The following is a 20,185-nucleotide window of genomic DNA, read 5'->3' on the forward strand; positions in this document are numbered from 1 at the left end:
GCTTTTTTTATTTATCCTTTTACTATATCTATATCTCTTTTTTGTTGTATATATAATTAATACCAAAAGCAGCTAGAAGTATCATAGGTATTGTAGCTGAATAATGATATCTCGGTGCCACTTCTACTATCATTTGTGCCATTGTTAGCCCAATTGTATATAAACAAATAATGAAAAGTGAAGATTTATTTTTGTTTTTTATAGCTAATAATGCTCCGAACAATGAAGTAGCTAGTAAAAAGTAATAAAAAACATTCGTTATTATATTATATCGTACTTCATGATCTAGTCCTGGCCCTGCATATGAGACAGCTTGACTATCGTTACCCAAAAAGATAATAAATTTATCATAAAATAGTTTCCCGAAATCTATATTATCGTTTTTTATCCTCTTTTTAGCTTCTTCGAGCATTTGTTTTTGAGCATCGTCTGCGCTCCATCCTGGTTTATCACTGTAATAAAATAGTAGGTCTGAATCGGCTTGGTTCCATGATCCTGAAGCCGCCTTATTAAATCCTACATGAATATTGTACCCTGGTACTGATGCTATATCTTCACCTAAACGTAATGTTATATAATGATTTATTGCCGAAGAGAGCATTAAGTATGTAATAACGATAACACCTACATATGTTATCTTGTTAATAAGCATCTTTTTATTACCGATATGTTTTGTATCTATAATAAACATCCATATTGCTAAAGCTATAATTGGTACTGCTGCAATTGGCCTTACCATATTCATTAAAGCAAGTAATACAGCTAATAGAATTGAGTACACAACAATCTTTTTAATAGTTATATTTTGGAATTTCTCATGAATAACTAACATAATTGCCCAAGTTAATAACAATATTGTACAATAAAACGGTTCTGAAATTGCAAACATATTATAAATTGTTTGCGATGGCAAGAGAATCCATAAAACACTCGCTGTTATAGCTGTTCTCACTCCACCAATTTTTCTAGCTATAAAATATATTAATCCCATTGATATTGTAGTTAAAACAACATTAATAATAGGTGGAATCATATAGCTTGACCCGAATATTTTTAGAAAAATACTTAAGAATGAAGCATAACCAAAAATATGTGGAAATAACGCTACATATCTACTGCTAATAACAAAATCTTGTCCTAACGCCTCTGCAGTATAGAAAAAGGTTGCATAATCACCAATTGGATGAATCTTGTAGGTAAGAATCCATGCCGATTTAACTATTACACAAAGAATTAACAATGCCGAAAGACATATTTTCTCGTTTACTCTTTCAAGATATAGCGATCCCTTTCTAAGTATAAAGTTTCCGATCGTACATAAAAATAAAAATCCGACTAGTATCATTACATAATTATATTTTCCAGTATTTGAGAAATAATCGAAAATTAATATAGCAACGAAAAAACTATAAATGCCATATACAGCACGCGTAGAAAAAGTTGATAACCCTGTTGAAAACCTTTCCACCAAAACTCACTCCTTAAACTATTTATAAAAAAAAAAATTATATTTTCCCAAAATATAATTTTATAGTGTCTATTCCTATCCATTCTATACTCTTTGATTAATGACGCACATTCAAAAAATATATTTGAATTACACTACCTGCTACTATACCTTAATATAATCATAATTTCCATATTTGATTTTATATTACGCAGTATTCAAATTATAAATAACAATTCCTTAATTATTAGAAAAACTATTCTATAATTTCAAAATAACATCCATTTAAAACATATAACACCTTAATACAAACTATGTTATAATTGGTAATTGTGAAATATAAACAATAACGCTGTTCACCTATTTTATTTATATATTCTATAAAAATGAGGATACTATGATGGAAAAACTCTTAAAGTTTGGTTTAGTAGGAATCTTTAATACACTCATTACAATTATTAGTTTTGGGATATTGGTAAAGCTCGGGATGAACTATCTTGTTGCGAATACCATTGCCTATTTAATTGGTGTTGCCAATAGCTATTATTGGAATAAAAATTGGGTGTTTAAACCTAATAATAAAAGCACGTCAATGTTCTTTAAGTTTCTAACTGTAAATTTAATTGTATTGGCTTTTAATACATTATGTTTGTTTATATTAGTAGATAAACTTACCTTTAATGCATTTATTGCACAAATCTTCGCAATTGGTGTTGGAATGGTTATAAATTTTATCCTTAATAAAATTTGGACATTCAACCAAACTGAACAGGCTACCAATTAAACTTAAGCAACTTATTAAAACTACGGAGGATACAACATGGAAAAATTAATTTCGGTTGTAGTTCCTATGTACTTCGAGGAAGAAGTAGCACAGGAATGTTATAATCGTTTAAAGTCCGTTATGCTTCAAAATAATATTAATTATGAATTTGTCTTTGTAAACGATGGCAGTACGGATCGTACAATGGACATTTTATCTGAGATTGCAGCAAATGATTACCGTACAAAAATTGTTAATTTTGCACGTAACTTCGGACATCAAGTAGCTGTTACAGCGGGTATTGCTGCTGCAAAAGGTGACGCTATTGTAATTATAGATGCAGATTTACAAGATCCACCAGAAGTTATTCCTGAGCTTATTGCCAAATGGGAAGAAGGATATGAAGTTGTTTATGCAAAACGTAAACAACGTAAAGGTGAAACTTGGTTTAAACTTTTAACTGCTAAATATTTCTATAAATTCTTAAACTATATGTCTGATATCGATATCCCAAAAGATACAGGTGATTTCCGAATCATCGATCGCAAAGTTGCTGATGTGTTCAATCAAATGACAGAACGAAATCGCTTTATTCGCGGTATGATGTCTTGGGTTGGCTTCCGCCAAACGTATGTTGAATATGAACGTGACGAGCGTTTTGCTGGCGAAACAAAATATCCATTAAAGAAAATGATTAAATTTGCATCAGACGGTATCATTGCCTTTTCGACAAAACCGTTACGAATTGTTATGTCTTTAGGCTTATTATCAGTTCTCATTTCTATAATTGTCTTGCTTTATACAATTACTGTGAAAATCATCGGCGATGGTACTCAAACAGGTTGGGCATCCATTATGGTTGCTATTACATTCTTTAGCGGTATTCAGTTACTTGGTCTTGGAATCGTCGGTCAGTATATTGCTCGTATTTATGACGAAAGTAAAAACCGTCCGATTTATATCGTGAAAGAAACGATCAATATTGAACAAGAAGAGGCTGCACAGAAAAAAGAAAAAGTGAATGCATAATAAAAAAGGTAACAATGAAAACTATCATTGTTACCTTTTTATATTGTAATACCCCATAAGTCTCAAACGGAACTCTTTTAAATTTGGGTATACATCTAAATTAGACAACATCCCTTGAATGACTGGGACCCTTGGATTTGGCAATCTCATTTCTGCCTCTAAAACATCTAGCGTAATAAGTAATTCATCATCTTCTAATTGATCAGCTAATGTACGCTTAAAAACAATTATTTCTTTTAAAAAATGCTCCTTAACTTGTTCTTTAATAAGCTCTGATTTACAAAGAAACTCTCCAAGTCTTTCTTCATGTAAAACAGGTTCTTCCGAAGATTCTATAAGTCCATCTACTAAATGATCCACCCTTTTTAAAATAAAAGCCGATACATAGGACAAATCAATTTCTGGCGCTTGTAAAATAATTAATTCTAAATATCCACGGCAGATCCCTTCTACCATAATTACTAAATCTAATAAATACGGCATAACCTTGTCACCATAAATAGACAACAAACTATTTCGATAAAATGCATGAGATTCCAATTTCATCCTCATCATAAATTCTTCTACTTCTTTATTAAATGGAATAGCATTTTCCCTCGCATGCATAATAATAAATTCCTTATGCTTTTGTATATCATTAAACTGACAGCACAATTGTTTTTCAAATTTTTCACGGGGTAATAGTGATTCTTTTTCAATATCCATCATTTTATTTTGAATCTTGTCATAATAATATCGAAGTGTTGCTAATAAAAGCTCATCTTTCGATTTAAAGTATAAATAAAAAGCTCCCTTAGATATACCACAAGCTGTCACAATTTCCTGCACTGATGTCGCATTTACACCCTTAGTCGCAAATAACTTCATAGCCATCTCTATAATTAAGCGCTCTTTTTCTTTCATATCTTCTCTCCTACGTTTAATCTCGCATCATATTATAAACTCGAATTTGATTTTATTATACCATCTCTTTTCATTGACTACTGACCAACCAGTCAGTTATATTATGTATTAGACTGACCAGTTGGTCAATACAATATAAAGGGAGCGCAAACATGAACAAAATCATCAATTTCTCATTAAAAAATAAGTTCGCAGTTTGGCTACTAACCATTATTGTTACCATTGCAGGGATATATTCTGGGCTTAATATGAAACTGGAAACAATTCCTGATATTACAACACCTGTTGTAACAGTAACTACGGTTTATCCTGGTGCTACACCAGAAGAAGTAGCTGACAAAGTTTCAAAACCGATGGAAGAGCAATTGCAAAATTTAAGCGGTGTAAACGTTGTTAGTTCATCATCTTTTCAAAACGCATCTTCTATTCAAGTAGAGTATGATTTTGATAAAAATATGGAAAAGGCCGAAACAGAAATTAAAGAAGCTCTCACGAATGTAAAACTTCCTGAAGGCGTAAAAGATCCGAAAGTTTCACGAGTAAACTTTAATGCTTTTCCTGTTATTTCGTTAAGTGTAGCAAGTAAAAATGAATCTTTAGCTACGTTAACAGAAAATGTAGAAAAAAATGTTGTTCCAGGATTAAAAGGACTTGATGGTGTTGCATCTGTTCAAATTTCAGGTCAACAAGTAGATGAAGTACAACTTGTTTTCAAGAAAGATAAGATGAAAGAATTAGGTTTAAGTGAAGATAATGTAAAAAATGTGATTAAAGGATCGGATGTATCTTTACCACTTGGCTTATATACATTTAAAGACACGGAAAAATCAGTTATTGTAGATGGAAATATTACAACAATTAAAGCATTAAAAGAGCTAAAAATCCCAGCTGTACCTTCAGCACCTAGCGCTCAAGGTAATCAAAATGCTGGAGCCGGTGCACAAACGCCGCAAATGAATCCAGCCGCTATGAATGGAATTCCAACAGTTACATTAGACGAAATTGCTGACATTAAAGAAGTTGGGAAAGCAGAATCTATTTCTCGAACGAATGGAAAAGAAGCCATTGGAATTCAAATTGTGAAGGCTGCTGATGCGAATACGGTTGATGTTGTAAATGCTGTGAAAGATAAAGTAAAAGACCTTGAGAAAAAATATAAAGACTTAGAAATCATCTCAACCTTCGACCAAGGTGCACCGATTGAGAAATCAGTTGAAACAATGCTTAGCAAAGCAATTTTCGGGGCTATCTTTGCGATTGTTATTATTATGTTGTTCCTACGAAATATCCGAACAACATTAATCTCTGTCGTTTCTATACCACTTTCTTTATTAATTGCTGTTTTAGTTATAAAGCAAATGGATATTACGCTTAACATTATGACGCTTGGAGCAATGACAGTCGCTATCGGACGCGTTGTCGATGACTCAATTGTTGTTATTGAAAATATTTATCGACGAATGTCGTTATCAGAAGAGAAACTACGCGGAAAAGATTTAATTCGTGAAGCTACGAAGGAAATGTTTGTCCCAATTATGTCTTCTACTATTGTAACCATTGCTGTATTCTTACCTCTTGGACTTGTAAAAGGTATGATTGGTGAAATGTTCTTACCATTCGCCTTAACTATCGTCTTCGCTTTATTAGCATCGTTACTAGTAGCAGTTACAATCGTACCAATGCTAGCTCATTCTTTATTTAAAAAAGAGAGCATGAGAGAAAAAGAAGTACATCATGAAGAGAAACCAAGTAAATTAGCAAACGGTTATAAACGCATACTTGCATGGGCTTTAAATCATAAAATCATTACATCAAGTATCGCTGTCCTTCTATTAGTTGGTAGTCTCGCACTTGTGCCGATTATCGGTGTAAGCTTCTTACCTTCTGAAGAAGAAAAAATGATTATTACAACATACAATCCAGAGCCAGGTCAAACATTAGAAGACGTTGAAAAAATTGCAACGAAAGCTGAGAAGCACTTCCAAAATAATAAAGACGTCAAAACAATTCAATTCTCATTAGGTGGCGAAAACCCAATGAGTCCTGGTCAATCAAATCAAGCAATGTTCTTCGTTCAATATGATAACGATACGAAAAACTTTGAAAAAGAAAAAGAACAAGTCGTGAAAGATTTACAAAAGATGTCTGGAAAAGGCGAATGGAAAAACCAAGATTTCGGAGCAAGTGGCGGTAGTAATGAAATTAAACTATACGTTTACGGAGATAGCTCGGAAGACATTAAGCCTGTCGTAAAAGATCTTCAAAATATCATGAAGAAAAACAAAGATTTAAAAGACATAGACTCTAGTATTGCAAAAACATATGCAGAGTACACTTTAGTAGCAGATCAAGAAAAGCTAAGTAAAATGGGTCTAACGGCCGCTCAAATTGGAATGGGCCTTTCTAATCAACATGATCGCCCTGTTTTAACAACAATTAAAAAAGACGGTAAAGATGTAAATGTATATGTAGAAGCTGAAAAACAAAATTATGATACAATCGATGATTTAACAAATCGAAAAATTACAACACCACTTGGCAATGAAATTGCTGTTAAAGATGTGATGACTGTAAAAGAAGGTGAAACTTCTAACACAGTAAAACATCGTGATGGTCGCGTTTATGCAGAAGTTAGTGCGAAATTAACATCGGATGACGTTTCAAAAGCATCTGCTGCAGTTCAAAAAGAAGTAGATAAAATGGATCTTCCTTCTGGTGTAGACGTTTCTATGGGAGGCGTTACAAAGGATATTCAAGAATCATTCAAACAACTTGGCTTAGCGATGTTAGCTGCGATTGCCATTGTATACTTCGTTCTTGTCGTTACATTTGGTGGTGCCCTTGCACCATTTGCGATCTTATTCTCGCTACCATTCACAATCATTGGTGCACTCGTTGCCTTACTAATCTCTGGTGAAACGTTAAGTGTATCTGCAATGATTGGTGCGCTTATGTTAATTGGTATCGTTGTAACAAACGCAATCGTGCTTATTGACCGTGTTATTCATAAAGAAAATGAAGGTTTATCCACACGTGAAGCATTACTAGAAGCTGGTGCTACACGCCTTCGTCCAATTTTAATGACTGCAATTGCAACAATCGGGGCTCTTATCCCGCTTGCATTAGGATTCGAAGGCAGCGGCTTAATTTCTAAAGGACTTGGTGTAACAGTAATTGGTGGATTAACAAGTTCAACGTTATTAACACTTCTTATCGTTCCAATCGTTTATGAAGTATTAAGCAAGTTTAAAAAGAAAAAAGTAAAATAATAAAAAAATAACCTCGCAATTAGCGAGGTTATTTTTTATCTCCAAACAAGATTAGGCAATCCCCATATCCTTCTTTCTCTAACTCCCGTTTTGGGATAAATCGAAGAGCTGCTGAATTTATACAATAACGAAGGCCATTTGGTCCTGGGCCGTCTGGAAATACATGCCCAAGATGTGAATCTCCTTCCTTACTTCTCACTTCCGTGCGCGTCATATTATGACTAACATCCATTTTTTCTTTCACACTAGCTGACATCACCGGTTTCGTAAAGCTCGGCCAGCCACATCCACTATCAAATTTATCTATAGAAGTAAACAATGGCTCGCCTGAAACGATATCTACATAAAGACCTTCTTCTTGATGGTTCCAATACTCATTTCGAAATGGTGGTTCTGTACCGTTTTCCTGTGTTACATAAAACTGCATCTCATTGAGTTTTTCTTTTAAATGAGCATTATCCTTTGGCCAATGTTGCTTAATAAAAGCATCTCGTCCCGATCCTTTACGATATAACTCATAGCGGAATGTATTTTTCTTATGATATCCTTGATGATATTCTTCAGCTGGATAAAATGTAGCAGCTGGCAATATTTTTGTCGCAATTGGCTTTGAAAAGCGCTCACTCTTCGCAAGTTCTTCTTTTGAAGCCTCTGCCTTTTTCTGTTGTTCTTCATTATGATAAAAAATCACTGTTTCATAAGACTGTCCACGGTCATGGAATTGTCCGCCGACGTCAGTTGGATCAATTTGTCTCCAATATATTTGAAGCAACTCTTCATACGGCATTTTATTTGCATCAAATGTAATTTGTACCGCTTCATAATGTCCCGTCGTTTCTGAACAAACTTCTTTATAGGTTGGATCTTCTTTATGACCACCTGTATAGCCAGAAACAACCTTTATAATACCTTCCATCTCTTCAAATGGCGAAACCATGCACCAGAAGCACCCGCCAGCAAATGTAGCCAATTCTATCTTTTCATTTACAGCCATTATTTCACCCCTATTCTATATTCTTCTTACAGTATGGCATAAGAAACATAATGTTATAAAAGAAAAAGCATCGAATATCGATGCTTTTTCTTTACTTCACTCTATTTTTTTCAATATCCCTCTCCATTTCATCACTCGTTACATCTAAAACATCTAATAAGAAAATGAAGATCGGAATACCGATAATAAGTCCCCACACACCTAAAAAGTGCTCTGAGAATATTAATACCATAAACGTATAGAAAATCGGTAAATTTGTTTTTTGGGACATAAACTTCGGATTCAATACGTAACTTTCAAGTGCATGAATAACTGTTACGATAATTAAAATATAAACAACGTACATAATACCGCCGATATTGTAAGCAATCATACAAAGCGGGAATAACGAAATAATAACCCCAGCTACTGGAATTAAACCAAGTAAGAAGATCATTAACGCTAAACCTAATAATTGTGGAAATCCTAATATCCATAATGCAATAACAGATAAAACACAGTTAACAACCGCAATTAAAAATTGTGCTTCAATTACTTTTCCAAATGAACGTGCAAATTTCTTTCCGAAGTACTCAATTTCATGATAGAAAATTGCAAGCCTGCTTTCTTTAAACTTTGCAGTAAAAGCAACGATACGGGCCTTTTCCAACAAGAAAAATAAACTTAAAATTAAAGAAAGTAAAACTTGAAGACCGAACTTCCCAACATTCGTAATAGATTTATACAAAATGTCTACGCCTTGTCCTACATATTTCGAAAGTTCCATATGATTGACAGCATTAACCGCATACTTAATCAATTCACTATCCGGTGGATTTCTTAAAAATACGTTAAATTGATAAATCAATTGTGAAATTTGTATCGTTAATACTGGTAAATATTTAAATAGTGTAATAGCAATTCCACCAATTAACATTACGTATAGAAATGCTATAATGAGTTTTCGATTAATGGGCATAAAATTATCTAATTTGCGAGAAATAAACTTTTGGAATCGATCCATTAAATACGTAAGAATAAACGTAATTAATATTAAATTCAACATACTTTGCAACCCATATAACACGAGAGCAAGTATTACTAATACGAGTAACCTCTGAAATCCTTTGCTTTGAAACAGGTTTTTTATTTGCATAATCGACGAGTACTCTCTCCTGTCCTATAAAGTAAAACGTTAATAAGTAGATTTCTCTCTATTTTCTACCTATAATTTATTCATTCATATGAAGATGAGCTATCATATAATTCCTAAAACCATACAGTAGCTTACTTCTTATTTTACAATACAATGACCTAATTCAAAACGTATTCTACACAGTATTAATGAAGATTTAAGGAAACTTGCATTTTGCTAACAATAGGTCTTACCACTACTGTAACATAAAAAGCAAGCCATCAGTAGGAATGTGTCCTACAAATAGCTTGCTTTTCTCATTTTTTAAGTAAGTTTTACTATCCAATGAATGGCATGAACATCGGTATGACGACAACTGTTACAACCCCAACTACTGTTACAGCAATACTTGCCATAGCTGCCTCTACTTCACCCATTTCAATTCCTACCGCAACACCTAATGCATGACCTGCTGTTCCAAGTGCTAGACCTTTCGCAATTGGATGTTTCACTCTAAATGTTTTTAAAAATAATGCTCCTAATGCGTATACGATAACTGCGTTAAAAATAACTGCAAACGATGTTATGGCTGGAATACCACCAATACTTTCAGAGATTGGTAATGCAATTGCTGTTGTTGCTGCCTGTGGTAACATTGAATTCATTACTGCTGTATCTAAACCAATTGCCTTTGCTACAATGAATACGACAATTACTGAACAAATAGATCCAACCACGATAGCCGATAAAATTTGCCACCAATATTTTTTTAACTTATCAACTTGTTTATATAATGGAATGGCAAATGCGATTGTTGCTGGCTCTAAGAAGAAACTAATCATTTTTCCGCCAGTATTATATTCTTCAAAAGTAAAATTACCTACCTTTAGAAAGACAATCCCTAATACCATTGCCACGAATAACGGTGTAAATAAGAAGAATCCTTTTGAGTGCTTAAATAATAATGTGCCGATTCCGTATGCGATTAATGAAACGACGATTCCGAAATATGGAGTCATTGTACTTGCCATGTTCATTACCCCCTAACAATATATACTAAAATGGTTACGCAACTTTTCCGTGCTTGCGTCCTTTATTGACTACTTTCAATTCTTTTGTATCTTTTGTTTCTTTGTCATCTTTTCCTAAAATAAATTGTGCAAATAACCCTGTTACAGCGAGTAAAATAATTGTTGCGACAACAATTACAGTTAGTATTTGTACAAAATATTGTCCCATTACACCAAGAGAATTAATAACTGAAATACCTGATGGGACGAAAAGGAATCCGATAATACCTGTTAAAGCTGTTCCGAGTGATTCAACCTGCTCTAATTTAATAACTTTTAAGCATAATAGACTAAATAAAATGACTAACCCGATTACCGATGAAGGCATCGGAATTGGTAAATGTGTTGCAATAATATTAGAAATTAACATAATAGCTGAGAATATGAATGCTTGTGATAAAAAACTATATACTTTTTTCGTACTCATTTTGGCCACCTCTTTCGATTTGGTACCTTTATTGTATAAGATGTACACGTTTTAGTAAGCGTTTACAAAACAGAGCGTCACATATACAGAATCAGTTACAAAAATAAGAGGATGAAATACAAAAGCTGCTTCTTAAATACGAAGCAGCTTTTTAAGTTCTTTTGCATATGTACGGCTAACAGGTACTTTTGATCCTTCTTTCATAATTAAATTATAAGTAGAATTGAACCACGGCTGCACTTCTGTAATATGATTAATATTTGCAATAAAACTACGATGAACACGCATAAAACTTGTTTGTGGTAACTTTTTTTCCAAAATTACAAGTGTATCGTGTGTTACATATGTTTCTCTCATTGTTTTTACTGTTACTTTTCCATCTACGAGTCCTACATATATAATATCTTCAATATTTACAAGTACGATTGATTCCTCAATTGGCAGTGCTAATTTATGCATCTCTGCTGTTACCTCTGTCCCCTTTATTTCTTGCTTCGTTTCTATTTTCGCTTGTTTTTGCTTTTTATATTTCTTCAATGTCTGTACAATGCGTTCTTCATCGAATGGTTTTAAAATATAATCTAACGCATCTACTTCAAATGCTTGTAATGCGTATTGATCATAGGCCGTTGCAAATACAATCGCAGGGGGATTTTTCATCTTTTTTAATATATTTGCGATTTCAAATCCATTATCATCGGATAATTGAATATCCAGAAATACAATATCTGGTTTATGGTTCATTAGTTCCTCTAATGCGTCTTCCACACAATCAGCCTCACCAATTATCTCAACTTCTTTCGTTCTTTCTAATAAGTATTTTAGCTCATCACGTGCTAACATCTCATCATCAACTACTAATACTTTTAACAACCCGTTCTTCCTCCCCTACTTTTTTTGGAATTATAAAGGTAACCTCCGTCCCCTTATTTAATTCACTTTGAATATGAAGCATCGTGTCTTTCCCAAATAAACCGACTAGACGTTCATTAATATTATATAAAGCTGTTCCAGTCCCTTTCTTTGATGAAACTACCATTTTCCCTAATTGTTCTAAACGTTCTATCTCAATTCCCTGCCCATTATCCTTCACTTCAAAGTGAACCATACCTTCTCTTTCAAACACATGCACTTCTACTTCGCATACTGGTTGTTTCTTTGGAAAAGCGTGCCGCAATGCATTTTCAACCAATAATTGAAGAACAAATGGTGGTACTAGAGTTGTCTTTAGCTCTTCCTCAATATACAGCTTTACTCCATACTTATTTGGGAACCTTGCTTGTTCTAGTGATAAGTATGCCTGTACATGGTTTAATTCTTGTTCTAGTGGAATCAATAACTGACGTGCCCCTTGCAAATTACAGCGGAAATACACACTAAGCTGTAATAATAACTTCCTTGCTTTTTCTACATCGGTTCGGCATAAAGCTGATACTGTATTAATCGCATTAAATAAAAAGTGCGGGTTAATTTGTGCTTGTAATGCTTTTATCTCCGCATCTTGCAATAATTTGCTTTGCAATTCAGCTTCACCTAATTCAAGTTGTGTAGAGAATATTTTTGCCAACCCTTCTGCTAATTCCTCTTCCACACGACTTAATTGGTTAGGATTTTTGAAATACAGTTTTAATGTCCCTATCGTATTTCCATGTGAAGTGAGTGGAATAACGATCGCCGCTTGCAAGGGACAACCTTCATGTTGACAATTAATAACCTCACGTGATTTTGCTTTCATTATTTTCCCTGTGTTTAACACTTCTTTCGATAAACCAGTTATTAAACTATGTGAAGGAATATGGTGATCTGATGCTAATCCAACATGAGCTAATATTTTCTCTGTATCTGTTAAGGATACCGCATCTGTCCCTGTAAAGCGGTGAATAATTTGTGCCACATGCTTACACGATTCTTCTGTTAAGCCTTGGCGAAAATACGGTAACGTTTTATCAGCAATACGTAATACCTTATGGGTCTGAAGTGCCTTTGCGTTCTCTTCCTGACGCAAAATAGCTTGTATCATAGAAAGTAAAATAAAACTTCCAAAACTATTTACAAGGATCATTGGTATCGCAATTGTTTTCACAATACTAATTCCATCCTCTACAATTAATAGGATCATAATCATTTCTAAAGAAACGATAACAACACTTAAAATTGCTGAAAACTTAGGTGTAATTGTACGGTTATATTTTTTGAAAATGTATCCGATATACCCTGTTATAATCCCTGCTAAAATAGAAGAAATTGCACAACTTAGCGCTGTCGTACCACCGAGCATATAACGATGAATACCAGCGATAACTCCTACCCCAACTCCTACGATTGGTCCACCAAGTAAACCACTAATACCCACACCCATAATACGTGTATTCGCAATGGTACTTGATGAAGAAACACCTTGTAGCCAATTTTCATTCATAATCGTATTTCCTGCTATTTCAATACCGGTGTAATTGCTTACAATTGTAAACACAGAAAAAATACAAATAAGCTTAAGCTTATCTACATATCCGTCCTGCCTATGGAGAAGGCGCCTAAACGTTTTAATATGAGAGAGTAAAAATCCTAAAATAACGATAAGTCCGACGCGTTCAATCATCATGAGTACTAAATTTAACATCTTTGATTCATTCCTTTTTATTTAGTTAGTTTTATTATGGGAAAATAACGAAGTAGGCGTCAAGAAGAATGAAATGTTTTTTGAAATATTTTACACATGGAAATCTCCTCTTTATTTGACAATGTAATAGAAGAGTGCTAAAAATAAAGTAATATCATACAGTCCTTTAACCCAACCCCGTGAGGTTGAGAAGGAAGTCGGAATACTATATACGTATGTTCTTTTTTAGAGATACGTATGCTTTTTGGGCCTTCTCATCATATCAGGTGAGAAGGCCTTTTGTTATTCTTCCATAGCGACTGTAGAAGAAAATAAGGAGGAATAATAATGAACATCACCACTGATGTACAAACAACAGAGGAGACGAAAGAGAAAAGATATAAAACACTGTTTGGTTCTGCACTAGGATACGCCGCAGAAGGTTTAGATATGCTGCTCTTATCTTTCGTACTCGTCTATATTTTAAAAGAGTTTCATTTAAGCCCTGTTGAAGGTGGGAACTTAACATTAGCTACGACAATTGGTATGCTAATTGGTTCTTATTTATTTGGGTTTATCGCTGATTTATTTGGTCGTATCCGTACAATGGCCTTCACCATCTTACTATTTTCACTAGCAACAGCACTCATTTATTTCGCAGCAGATTACTGGCAATTATTAATTCTTCGCTTTTTAGTTGGAATGGGAGTTGGTGGTGAATTCGGAATTGGAATGGCCATCGTAACTGAAACATGGTCAAAAGAAATGCGTGCTAAGGCAACATCGGTCGTTGCACTTGGATGGCAATTTGGTGTTTTAGTAGCTTCACTTCTTCCAGCATTTATTGTCCCGTATTTTGGATGGAGAGCTGTTTTCTTATTCGGACTAATTCCAGCTTTACTAGCTGTTTATGTACGTAAAAGTTTAAGTGAACCGAAAATATGGGAGCAAAAACAACGCTACAAAAAGGAATTGTTACAAAAAGAAGCTGATGGTATTTTAACAACTACTGAAGCAGAACATCTAAAACAACTAAAAAAATTCCCACTTAAAAAGTTATTTGCAAATAAAAAAGTAACAATAACAACAATTGGTCTTATTATTATGTCGTTTATCCAGAACTTCGGATATTATGGGATTTTCACATGGATGCCAACTATTTTAGCAAATAAATATAACTATACATTAGCAAAGGCGAGCGGTTGGATGTTCATCTCTACGATTGGCATGCTCATTGGAATTGCAACCTTTGGTATTCTGGCTGATAAAATTGGTCGTCGTAAAACTTTTGCAATCTATTATATCGGTGGTACTATATACTGTCTTATTTACTTCTTCCTATTCACAGATTCAACATTATTATTATGGGGAAGTGCATTGCTCGGATTCTTTGCAAATGGAATGATGGGCGGATTCGGAGCCATTTTAGCTGAAAACTATCCCGCCGAAGCTCGCTCTACAGCGGAAAACTTTATTTTCGGTACAGGACGTGGTTTAGCTGGATTTGGCCCTGTTATTATCGGTTTACTCGCTACAGGCGGAAATTTACTTGGAGCATTATCCTTAATTTTCATCATCTATCCAATCGGATTAATTACAATGTTATTATGTGTGCCAGAAACAAAGGGAAAAGTATTAGACTAAACGAAAAAGAGGAAGCATCTCATTTAAAATGCTTCCTCTTTTCAGTGTTTATTTATCATTTATTTTGATTTACTAGCTTTCTGGAATAAGAAAGCAGTTTTATCTTTTTCTTGTACAATGCCTTGCTTCAATGCTAATTCTCCTGCAACTTTAGGTGCCAGCCACAGCATCGGGAATAACAAAATTGATACCGGAACAGCTGTCACTACAATGAAAGATTGTAATGCATTAATGCTTCCTTCTCCCATATATAAAAGAATTGCTGCAACTGCTCCCATAATAAGCGACCAAAAAATTCGCAAGCTAATTCTAGGATCTCCATCTCCAGTCACTGCCATTGAAATGGAATAAGCCATTGAATCTCCTGTTGTTACTACAAATAAAATCGTTAATAAAAGAAATGCCGGTCCAATAATATTAGATAGTGGCAGTTGCTCTGTAATTGCAATCATAGCTGCTGGCATACCAGATTCACTTAAAGCGTTCGAGATAGATCCAGGCTTCATTAATTCATAAAATACACCCGATCCCCCCAATATAGTGAACCAGAACGTTGTAATAATAGGTGCAATAATTCCAATTGCAACGATGATTTCGCGAATCGTTCTTCCTCTTGAAATTCGACTTACTAAAATTGCCATCATTGGTCCATATCCAATAAACCATCCCCAGAAAAAGATTGTCCAAGATCCTAACCAACCTGTATCCCCGCGGTATGTGCTCATTGGTATAAACTCATTTATATAAAACCCAAACGAAGAAACAAATGAATCAATAATAAATCCACCTGGTCCAAAGAATAACACAAACACCATCAATAAAATCGCTAGTTTAACATTTAAATCACTTATTATTTGAATCCCTTTATCAATACCCGTTACCGCAGATATAGTAGAAACAGCTACCACACAAATAATAATTGCTAATTGAGTAGTAAACACGTCGGAAATTCCGAATAATGCTTGTAAGCCATAACTTGCTTGCAAGCCTAAAAATCCGATCGGACCAATTGTTCCTGCAGCTACTGCAATAATTGCAAATGCATCAATCATCGTTCCAAGCAAACTCTTTCGCAATTTCTCTCCAAAAATAGGATATAAAAGCGTACGAGGTTTTAACGGCATACCTTTATGATAATGTCCATACATCATAACTACCGCACTAATTGTACCTAAAATCGTCCAAGCTAAAAATCCCCAATGCATATAACTTTGTGCTAAAGCAGGCATGACTGCTTCTTTCGTTCCAGCAGATATACCTTCATGTATTGGTGGCACCGTCATCAAATGGTACATTGGCTCTGCCGCTGCCCAAAAAACGCCACCTCCGGCAAGTAGTGTAGACATAATAATAGCAAGCCACTTTGCCGTACTAATCTCAGGTTTTTCTAAATTACCTAGTTTGACCTTCCCATATTTCGAGAATGTCATACACATCGCAACAATAAATGTACCTAACAATAAAATCTGCCAAAAAGCCCCGAAGTACTTAATTGAAAATGCAAAACTGCGATTAATAGCTCCCTCTACATAACCTTTATTTAAGAAAACTGCGATTACAAATAATAAAAGCGAACCACCACTAATAAGAAATACAGGCCAATCTGTTTTTTGATTCTTCATCCTCATTTACACATCCTCCTTCCTCAGCAATCTAAAAAAACAACTTTATTATGTTTTCTTGTTTAAATCCAAAACACAATTATTATATAAATATAATAATTCATCAATTTTCCACATACTTATGTTGTCCCTAAAAATATGCTAAACCCCTTATTTAAAAGAAATATTCTATTCCTCTTACATAAAAAAGCAAAACAAAAGACCTTATATGTCTATAAGGTCTTCGAAACAGAAATTTGATTATAACATAAGGAACTCCCTGGTTCAAAAAGCTCCTGCCAAAAATAACCGAGAGTAAAGGCTTCCATTTGCTACATAACAGTAATTAAAAAAATTTTATATTTTACAGGAAATCCCCCCTATACTAAATATTATTTATGAAAGAAATTTGGCTTCAAAATATCATTCGGATACGGTTTATGATAAATATGAGTGGCAGCTGGCGATAATGGCGGTATTAACCATACCCAATTTCCTGTTACAACGCGACCACAGGCAGCTTCTTGCTTCTCAAATTGCTGAAATTGTTGTGCAGCAGTATGGTGGTCAACAATACTAATTCCTTGTTTTTTAAATGAATATAATACAGCAATGTTCAACTCAATTAATGCCTTGTCTTTCCATAACGTGCTATTTCTTGATGTATCTAAATTCATCATTTCTGCAACTGCTGGAAGTAAATTATAACGATCCTGATCAGCTAAGTTCCGAGCTCCAATTTCCGTCCCCATATACCATCCATTAAACGGAGCTGCCGTATAAGAAATACCACCAATCTCTAAACGCATATCTGAAATCATCGGCACTCCATACCATTTCACTTCTAAAGATGAGATTGGGTAATCTGGATGCTCAATTGGTACTTCTTTTACTTCTTCTTTTGGAATTTCTTTATATATAGGCTCTTTTCCATCAACAGAAAATACAAGCGGTAATACATCAAAATTCGTACCTTCTCCTTGCCAGCCAAGTTCCTGACAAAAATCCGTAAATGTAGCGGAATGAGAATCACCGATTACTCCCATTTCTGTTTTATATCCTGCATATCGAATTAATTGATGATTATAAATTCGTATATTATTTTCTTCACTTTCATATTGCTTAAAAATTGTAATTGTCGGTTTAACTTTCCCGTCGTTCGTTGCATATTTAATGTGATGAATTAACGCATTATATACACCTTCTTCATCATTCACTTCACGTGCATCTAATATGTGCATCTTACTCCAGAATAGCCTTCCAATACATCTATTACTATTACGCCATGCCATTCGCGAACCATGAACAAGTTCTTCAAATGTATGCTCATACGTTCCCGTTCTCTCTATTTCCATGTGAATTTCTTTTATACGCTCTTCTATGAATTGCTCTTTATTAAGCTCTTTATAGCAAGTAGTAATAAAATTACTCGCTTCCTCTATTAATTGTTTCGTTTTACTCATAAACAATCTCCTTCTATTTCAACAAACGCTACTAATTTACAGTATAAGCAAAAAGGATAATAGTCACAAACGAAAGTGAAAGTGTTACTTTTATTGTAATATTTTCAGAAAATTATAGAAATCCCTCTTGACTTCTATGAAAAATAAGTGTATTTTTGACTCAGGTAAATTTTTTTTACCTAGGCCAACTTTTAAACTAGAAAGGAGGTAATATTATGTCTTCATTTCAATTGCCAAAACTTTCATATGACTATGATGAATTAGAGCCATATATTGATAGCAATACACTTTCTATCCATCACGGAAAGCACCATGCGACATATGTAAACAATTTAAATGCTACTTTAGAAAACTATACTGAATTACATAATAAATCTTTAGAAGAGTTACTATGTAATTTGGATGATTTACCAATGGAAATTATTACAGCAGTTAGAAATAACGGTGGTGGTCATTATTGTCATAGTCTTTTTTGGGAAGTGATGAGCCCTCGAGGTGGCGGCGATCCTAATGGAGACGTTGCAAAAGGAATTGATTATTATTTCAATACCTTTGACAACTTAAAAGACCAACTGTCCAAAGCGGCCATTAGTCGTTTTGGAAGTGGATATGGATGGCTTGTTCTTGACGGTGAAGAACTTTCTGTTATGAGTACACCGAATCAAGATACACCTTTGCAAGAAGGGAAGATCCCGTTACTCGTCATTGATGTATGGGAACATGCCTATTATTTAAAGTATCAAAATCGGCGCCCAGAGTTTGTTACCAACTGGTGGCATACAGTGAACTGGGACCGGGTAAACGAGAAATATTTACAAGCAATTCAATCACAAAAACATTAGTCGTGCGTATAAGGTAAATTTGGTAATGTAAAATCAGTATTGTCGAAATCCTCCAGAATCCCCCGGATTGCCACCGGGGGATTTATGATTACTTCATTGTATTTATGTAATGGCGTAAAATATTTTTCATTTCTAGTTTCAACTCTCGGAATGGAAATCCCAATTCACGAGCCTTTTCATTATGTAACGTACAATTAATTACTTCATTATAAGGCGCTTTATTATCTCCTACTTCTTGAATGAGAGCTTTTATCCCCGTATTTTCTTCTATGAAACGAATAACTTCTCTGGTAGAAACTACCCCGTTGCTACAAGCATTAATCGGCCCTTCTATGTTTTCCATCCCACACCAAGCTAAAAACTCTCCTGCTTCTTTCTCATGTATAAATGCCAAATCTCCATCTACATGATCCACAACGATAGGCTCTTGTTTCACAACATGTTCAACATAAAATTGTAATCTTTTCGTATAATCATTTTCTCCAATAACAACTGGAAAACGCACTGCAACAACTGGGAATGCTGCATGTTGAAATACAACTGCCTCAGCTAATCTCTTACCTTCACTATAATTAAAATCATTCCTATCTCCATACGTGATTGCATACTCATATGGATTAAAGTCCTCTTCTAACAGACCTAGCGCAGGCTCATAGACAGCCATTGAAGATGTCATAATATACTTCTTAGTTTTTCCTTTTAACACTTCACATGCTCTCTTCGCTGCATTTGAGCTATAGCATAAATTATCGTATACAATATCATAACTTTTACCTTCTAAACGCTTTGCTAGTTCTTTTTCGTCTTCTCTATCTACGATGATTCTTTTTACTGCACTTCCAAAGGAATCTTTAGTAACTCCCCTCGTCGCAATCGTTACATCATGTCCAACTTGCAACAGCACTTCTACTAAATGTTTACCAAAAAATCTTGTTCCCCCTAGTACCAATACTTTTTTCACCTTCATCATCCCCGTTTTCATAAATTGTAAAATACTACCTCCCTTATTATAAATGCTAA

At 34.3% G+C, this 20,185-nt stretch carries 16 protein-coding genes; 5 read left to right on the top strand and 11 right to left on the bottom strand.

The window, feature by feature from the left end:
* Positions 1–28: 28 nt before the first annotated feature.
* The gene (locus MHB70_RS25505; protein ID WP_000439393.1) at positions 29–1,468 is read right to left on the bottom strand and encodes a glycosyltransferase family 39 protein; all 1,440 of its coding nucleotides are present in this window, start codon (positions 1,466–1,468) and stop codon (positions 29–31) included.
* A gap of 379 nt (positions 1,469–1,847) precedes the next feature.
* Here MHB70_RS25505 and MHB70_RS25510 point away from each other — a divergent pair, with 379 nt between their 5' ends.
* Together MHB70_RS25510 and MHB70_RS25515 are read left to right on the top strand one after the other, a co-directional pair.
* Positions 1,848–2,231, top strand: coding sequence for a GtrA family protein (locus tag MHB70_RS25510; RefSeq protein WP_000413274.1), 384 nt, complete (start codon positions 1,848–1,850; stop codon positions 2,229–2,231).
* A 36-nt stretch (positions 2,232–2,267) separates the two neighbouring features.
* Positions 2,268–3,239, top strand: a complete 972-nt coding sequence (locus tag MHB70_RS25515; protein ID WP_000413116.1) for a glycosyltransferase family 2 protein — start codon at positions 2,268–2,270, stop codon at positions 3,237–3,239.
* Positions 3,240–3,269: 30 nt separating this feature from the next.
* Here the strand turns inward: MHB70_RS25515 and MHB70_RS25520 are convergent, their stop codons facing one another.
* Positions 3,270–4,142 carry a TetR/AcrR family transcriptional regulator gene (locus tag MHB70_RS25520; RefSeq protein ID WP_000659604.1) on the bottom strand — a complete coding sequence of 291 codons (873 nt, stop codon included), beginning with the start codon at positions 4,140–4,142 and terminating at the stop codon, positions 3,270–3,272.
* A gap of 152 nt (positions 4,143–4,294) precedes the next feature.
* Here MHB70_RS25520 and MHB70_RS25525 point away from each other — a divergent pair, with 152 nt between their 5' ends.
* A complete protein-coding gene (locus MHB70_RS25525; protein WP_001033536.1) occupies positions 4,295–7,411 on the top strand; it encodes an efflux RND transporter permease subunit in 3,117 nt (1,038 codons plus the stop codon).
* 28 nt (positions 7,412–7,439) lie between these two features.
* Here the strand turns inward: MHB70_RS25525 and msrB are convergent, their stop codons facing one another.
* The 6 genes from msrB to lytS all read right to left on the bottom strand — a co-directional run bounded on the left by msrB (position 7,440) and on the right by lytS (position 13,636).
* Positions 7,440–8,405, bottom strand: coding sequence for a peptide-methionine (R)-S-oxide reductase MsrB (msrB, locus tag MHB70_RS25530; RefSeq protein ID WP_000290143.1), 966 nt, complete (start codon positions 8,403–8,405; stop codon positions 7,440–7,442).
* A gap of 91 nt (positions 8,406–8,496) precedes the next feature.
* The gene (locus MHB70_RS25535; protein ID WP_001166022.1) at positions 8,497–9,540 is read right to left on the bottom strand and encodes an AI-2E family transporter; all 1,044 of its coding nucleotides are present in this window, start codon (positions 9,538–9,540) and stop codon (positions 8,497–8,499) included.
* 317 nt (positions 9,541–9,857) lie between these two features.
* Positions 9,858–10,550 carry an antiholin-like protein LrgB gene (gene lrgB, locus MHB70_RS25540; protein WP_000168869.1) on the bottom strand — a complete coding sequence of 231 codons (693 nt, stop codon included), beginning with the start codon at positions 10,548–10,550 and terminating at the stop codon, positions 9,858–9,860.
* 34 nt (positions 10,551–10,584) lie between these two features.
* Positions 10,585–11,016: an antiholin-like murein hydrolase modulator LrgA gene (gene lrgA / locus MHB70_RS25545; protein WP_000104898.1), complete on the bottom strand. Its 432-nt coding sequence runs from the start codon at positions 11,014–11,016 to the stop codon at positions 10,585–10,587.
* Between the two features lie 132 nt (positions 11,017–11,148).
* Positions 11,149–11,889, bottom strand: coding sequence for a LytR/AlgR family response regulator transcription factor (locus tag MHB70_RS25550; protein WP_061529419.1), 741 nt, complete (start codon positions 11,887–11,889; stop codon positions 11,149–11,151).
* Positions 11,867–13,636, bottom strand: coding sequence for a two-component system sensor histidine kinase LytS (lytS, locus tag MHB70_RS25555; RefSeq protein ID WP_000933602.1), 1,770 nt, complete (start codon positions 13,634–13,636; stop codon positions 11,867–11,869). The genes MHB70_RS25550 and lytS overlap by 23 nt, the downstream gene beginning before the upstream one ends.
* A 327-nt stretch (positions 13,637–13,963) precedes the next feature.
* Between lytS and MHB70_RS25560 the strand changes: the two genes are divergently transcribed.
* Entirely contained in the window at positions 13,964–15,259 is a 1,296-nt protein-coding gene (locus MHB70_RS25560; protein ID WP_001028012.1) for an MFS transporter, read from the top strand.
* Between the two features lie 59 nt (positions 15,260–15,318).
* Here MHB70_RS25560 and MHB70_RS25565 read toward each other — a convergent pair whose 3' ends face one another.
* Together MHB70_RS25565 and MHB70_RS25570 are read right to left on the bottom strand one after the other, a co-directional pair.
* Complete coding sequence (locus MHB70_RS25565; RefSeq protein ID WP_061529418.1) at positions 15,319–16,887, bottom strand: BCCT family transporter; 1,569 nt, start codon at positions 16,885–16,887, stop codon at positions 15,319–15,321.
* A 365-nt stretch (positions 16,888–17,252) separates the two neighbouring features.
* Positions 17,253–18,323, bottom strand: coding sequence for a nitric oxide synthase oxygenase (locus MHB70_RS25570; protein WP_000047638.1), 1,071 nt, complete (start codon positions 18,321–18,323; stop codon positions 17,253–17,255).
* A gap of 215 nt (positions 18,324–18,538) precedes the next feature.
* Between MHB70_RS25570 and sodA the strand changes: the two genes are divergently transcribed.
* Positions 18,539–19,165: a superoxide dismutase [Mn] gene (sodA, locus tag MHB70_RS25575; RefSeq protein WP_000094062.1), complete on the top strand. Its 627-nt coding sequence runs from the start codon at positions 18,539–18,541 to the stop codon at positions 19,163–19,165.
* 88 nt (positions 19,166–19,253) lie between these two features.
* Here sodA and MHB70_RS25580 read toward each other — a convergent pair whose 3' ends face one another.
* A complete protein-coding gene (locus MHB70_RS25580; protein WP_000847857.1) occupies positions 19,254–20,147 on the bottom strand; it encodes an NAD-dependent epimerase/dehydratase family protein in 894 nt (297 codons plus the stop codon).
* Between the last annotated feature and the right edge of the window lie 38 nt (positions 20,148–20,185).

The sequence above is a fragment of the Bacillus sp. FSL M7-1020 genome (assembly GCF_038050415.1).
Taxonomy (GTDB): domain Bacteria; phylum Bacillota; class Bacilli; order Bacillales; family Bacillaceae_G; genus Bacillus_A; species Bacillus_A toyonensis.

Coding starts and splice junctions, on each gene's coding strand:
- msrB (WP_000290143.1), bottom strand. CDS start 8,405: ATGGCTGTAAATGAAAAGATAGAATTGGCTACATTTGCTGGCGGGTGC.
- MHB70_RS25520 (WP_000659604.1), bottom strand. CDS start 4,142: ATGAAAGAAAAAGAGCGCTTAATTATAGAGATGGCTATGAAGTTATTT.
- MHB70_RS25560 (WP_001028012.1), top strand. CDS start 13,964: ATGAACATCACCACTGATGTACAAACAACAGAGGAGACGAAAGAGAAA.
- MHB70_RS25525 (WP_001033536.1), top strand. CDS start 4,295: ATGAACAAAATCATCAATTTCTCATTAAAAAATAAGTTCGCAGTTTGG.
- lrgA (WP_000104898.1), bottom strand. CDS start 11,016: ATGAGTACGAAAAAAGTATATAGTTTTTTATCACAAGCATTCATATTC.
- sodA (WP_000094062.1), top strand. CDS start 18,539: ATGTCTTCATTTCAATTGCCAAAACTTTCATATGACTATGATGAATTA.
- MHB70_RS25580 (WP_000847857.1), bottom strand. CDS start 20,147: ATGAAAACGGGGATGATGAAGGTGAAAAAAGTATTGGTACTAGGGGGA.
- lytS (WP_000933602.1), bottom strand. CDS start 13,636: ATGTTAAATTTAGTACTCATGATGATTGAACGCGTCGGACTTATCGTT.
- MHB70_RS25565 (WP_061529418.1), bottom strand. CDS start 16,887: ATGAGGATGAAGAATCAAAAAACAGATTGGCCTGTATTTCTTATTAGT.
- MHB70_RS25510 (WP_000413274.1), top strand. CDS start 1,848: ATGGAAAAACTCTTAAAGTTTGGTTTAGTAGGAATCTTTAATACACTC.
- MHB70_RS25570 (WP_000047638.1), bottom strand. CDS start 18,323: ATGAGTAAAACGAAACAATTAATAGAGGAAGCGAGTAATTTTATTACT.
- lrgB (WP_000168869.1), bottom strand. CDS start 10,550: ATGGCAAGTACAATGACTCCATATTTCGGAATCGTCGTTTCATTAATC.
- MHB70_RS25535 (WP_001166022.1), bottom strand. CDS start 9,540: ATGCAAATAAAAAACCTGTTTCAAAGCAAAGGATTTCAGAGGTTACTC.
- MHB70_RS25515 (WP_000413116.1), top strand. CDS start 2,268: ATGGAAAAATTAATTTCGGTTGTAGTTCCTATGTACTTCGAGGAAGAA.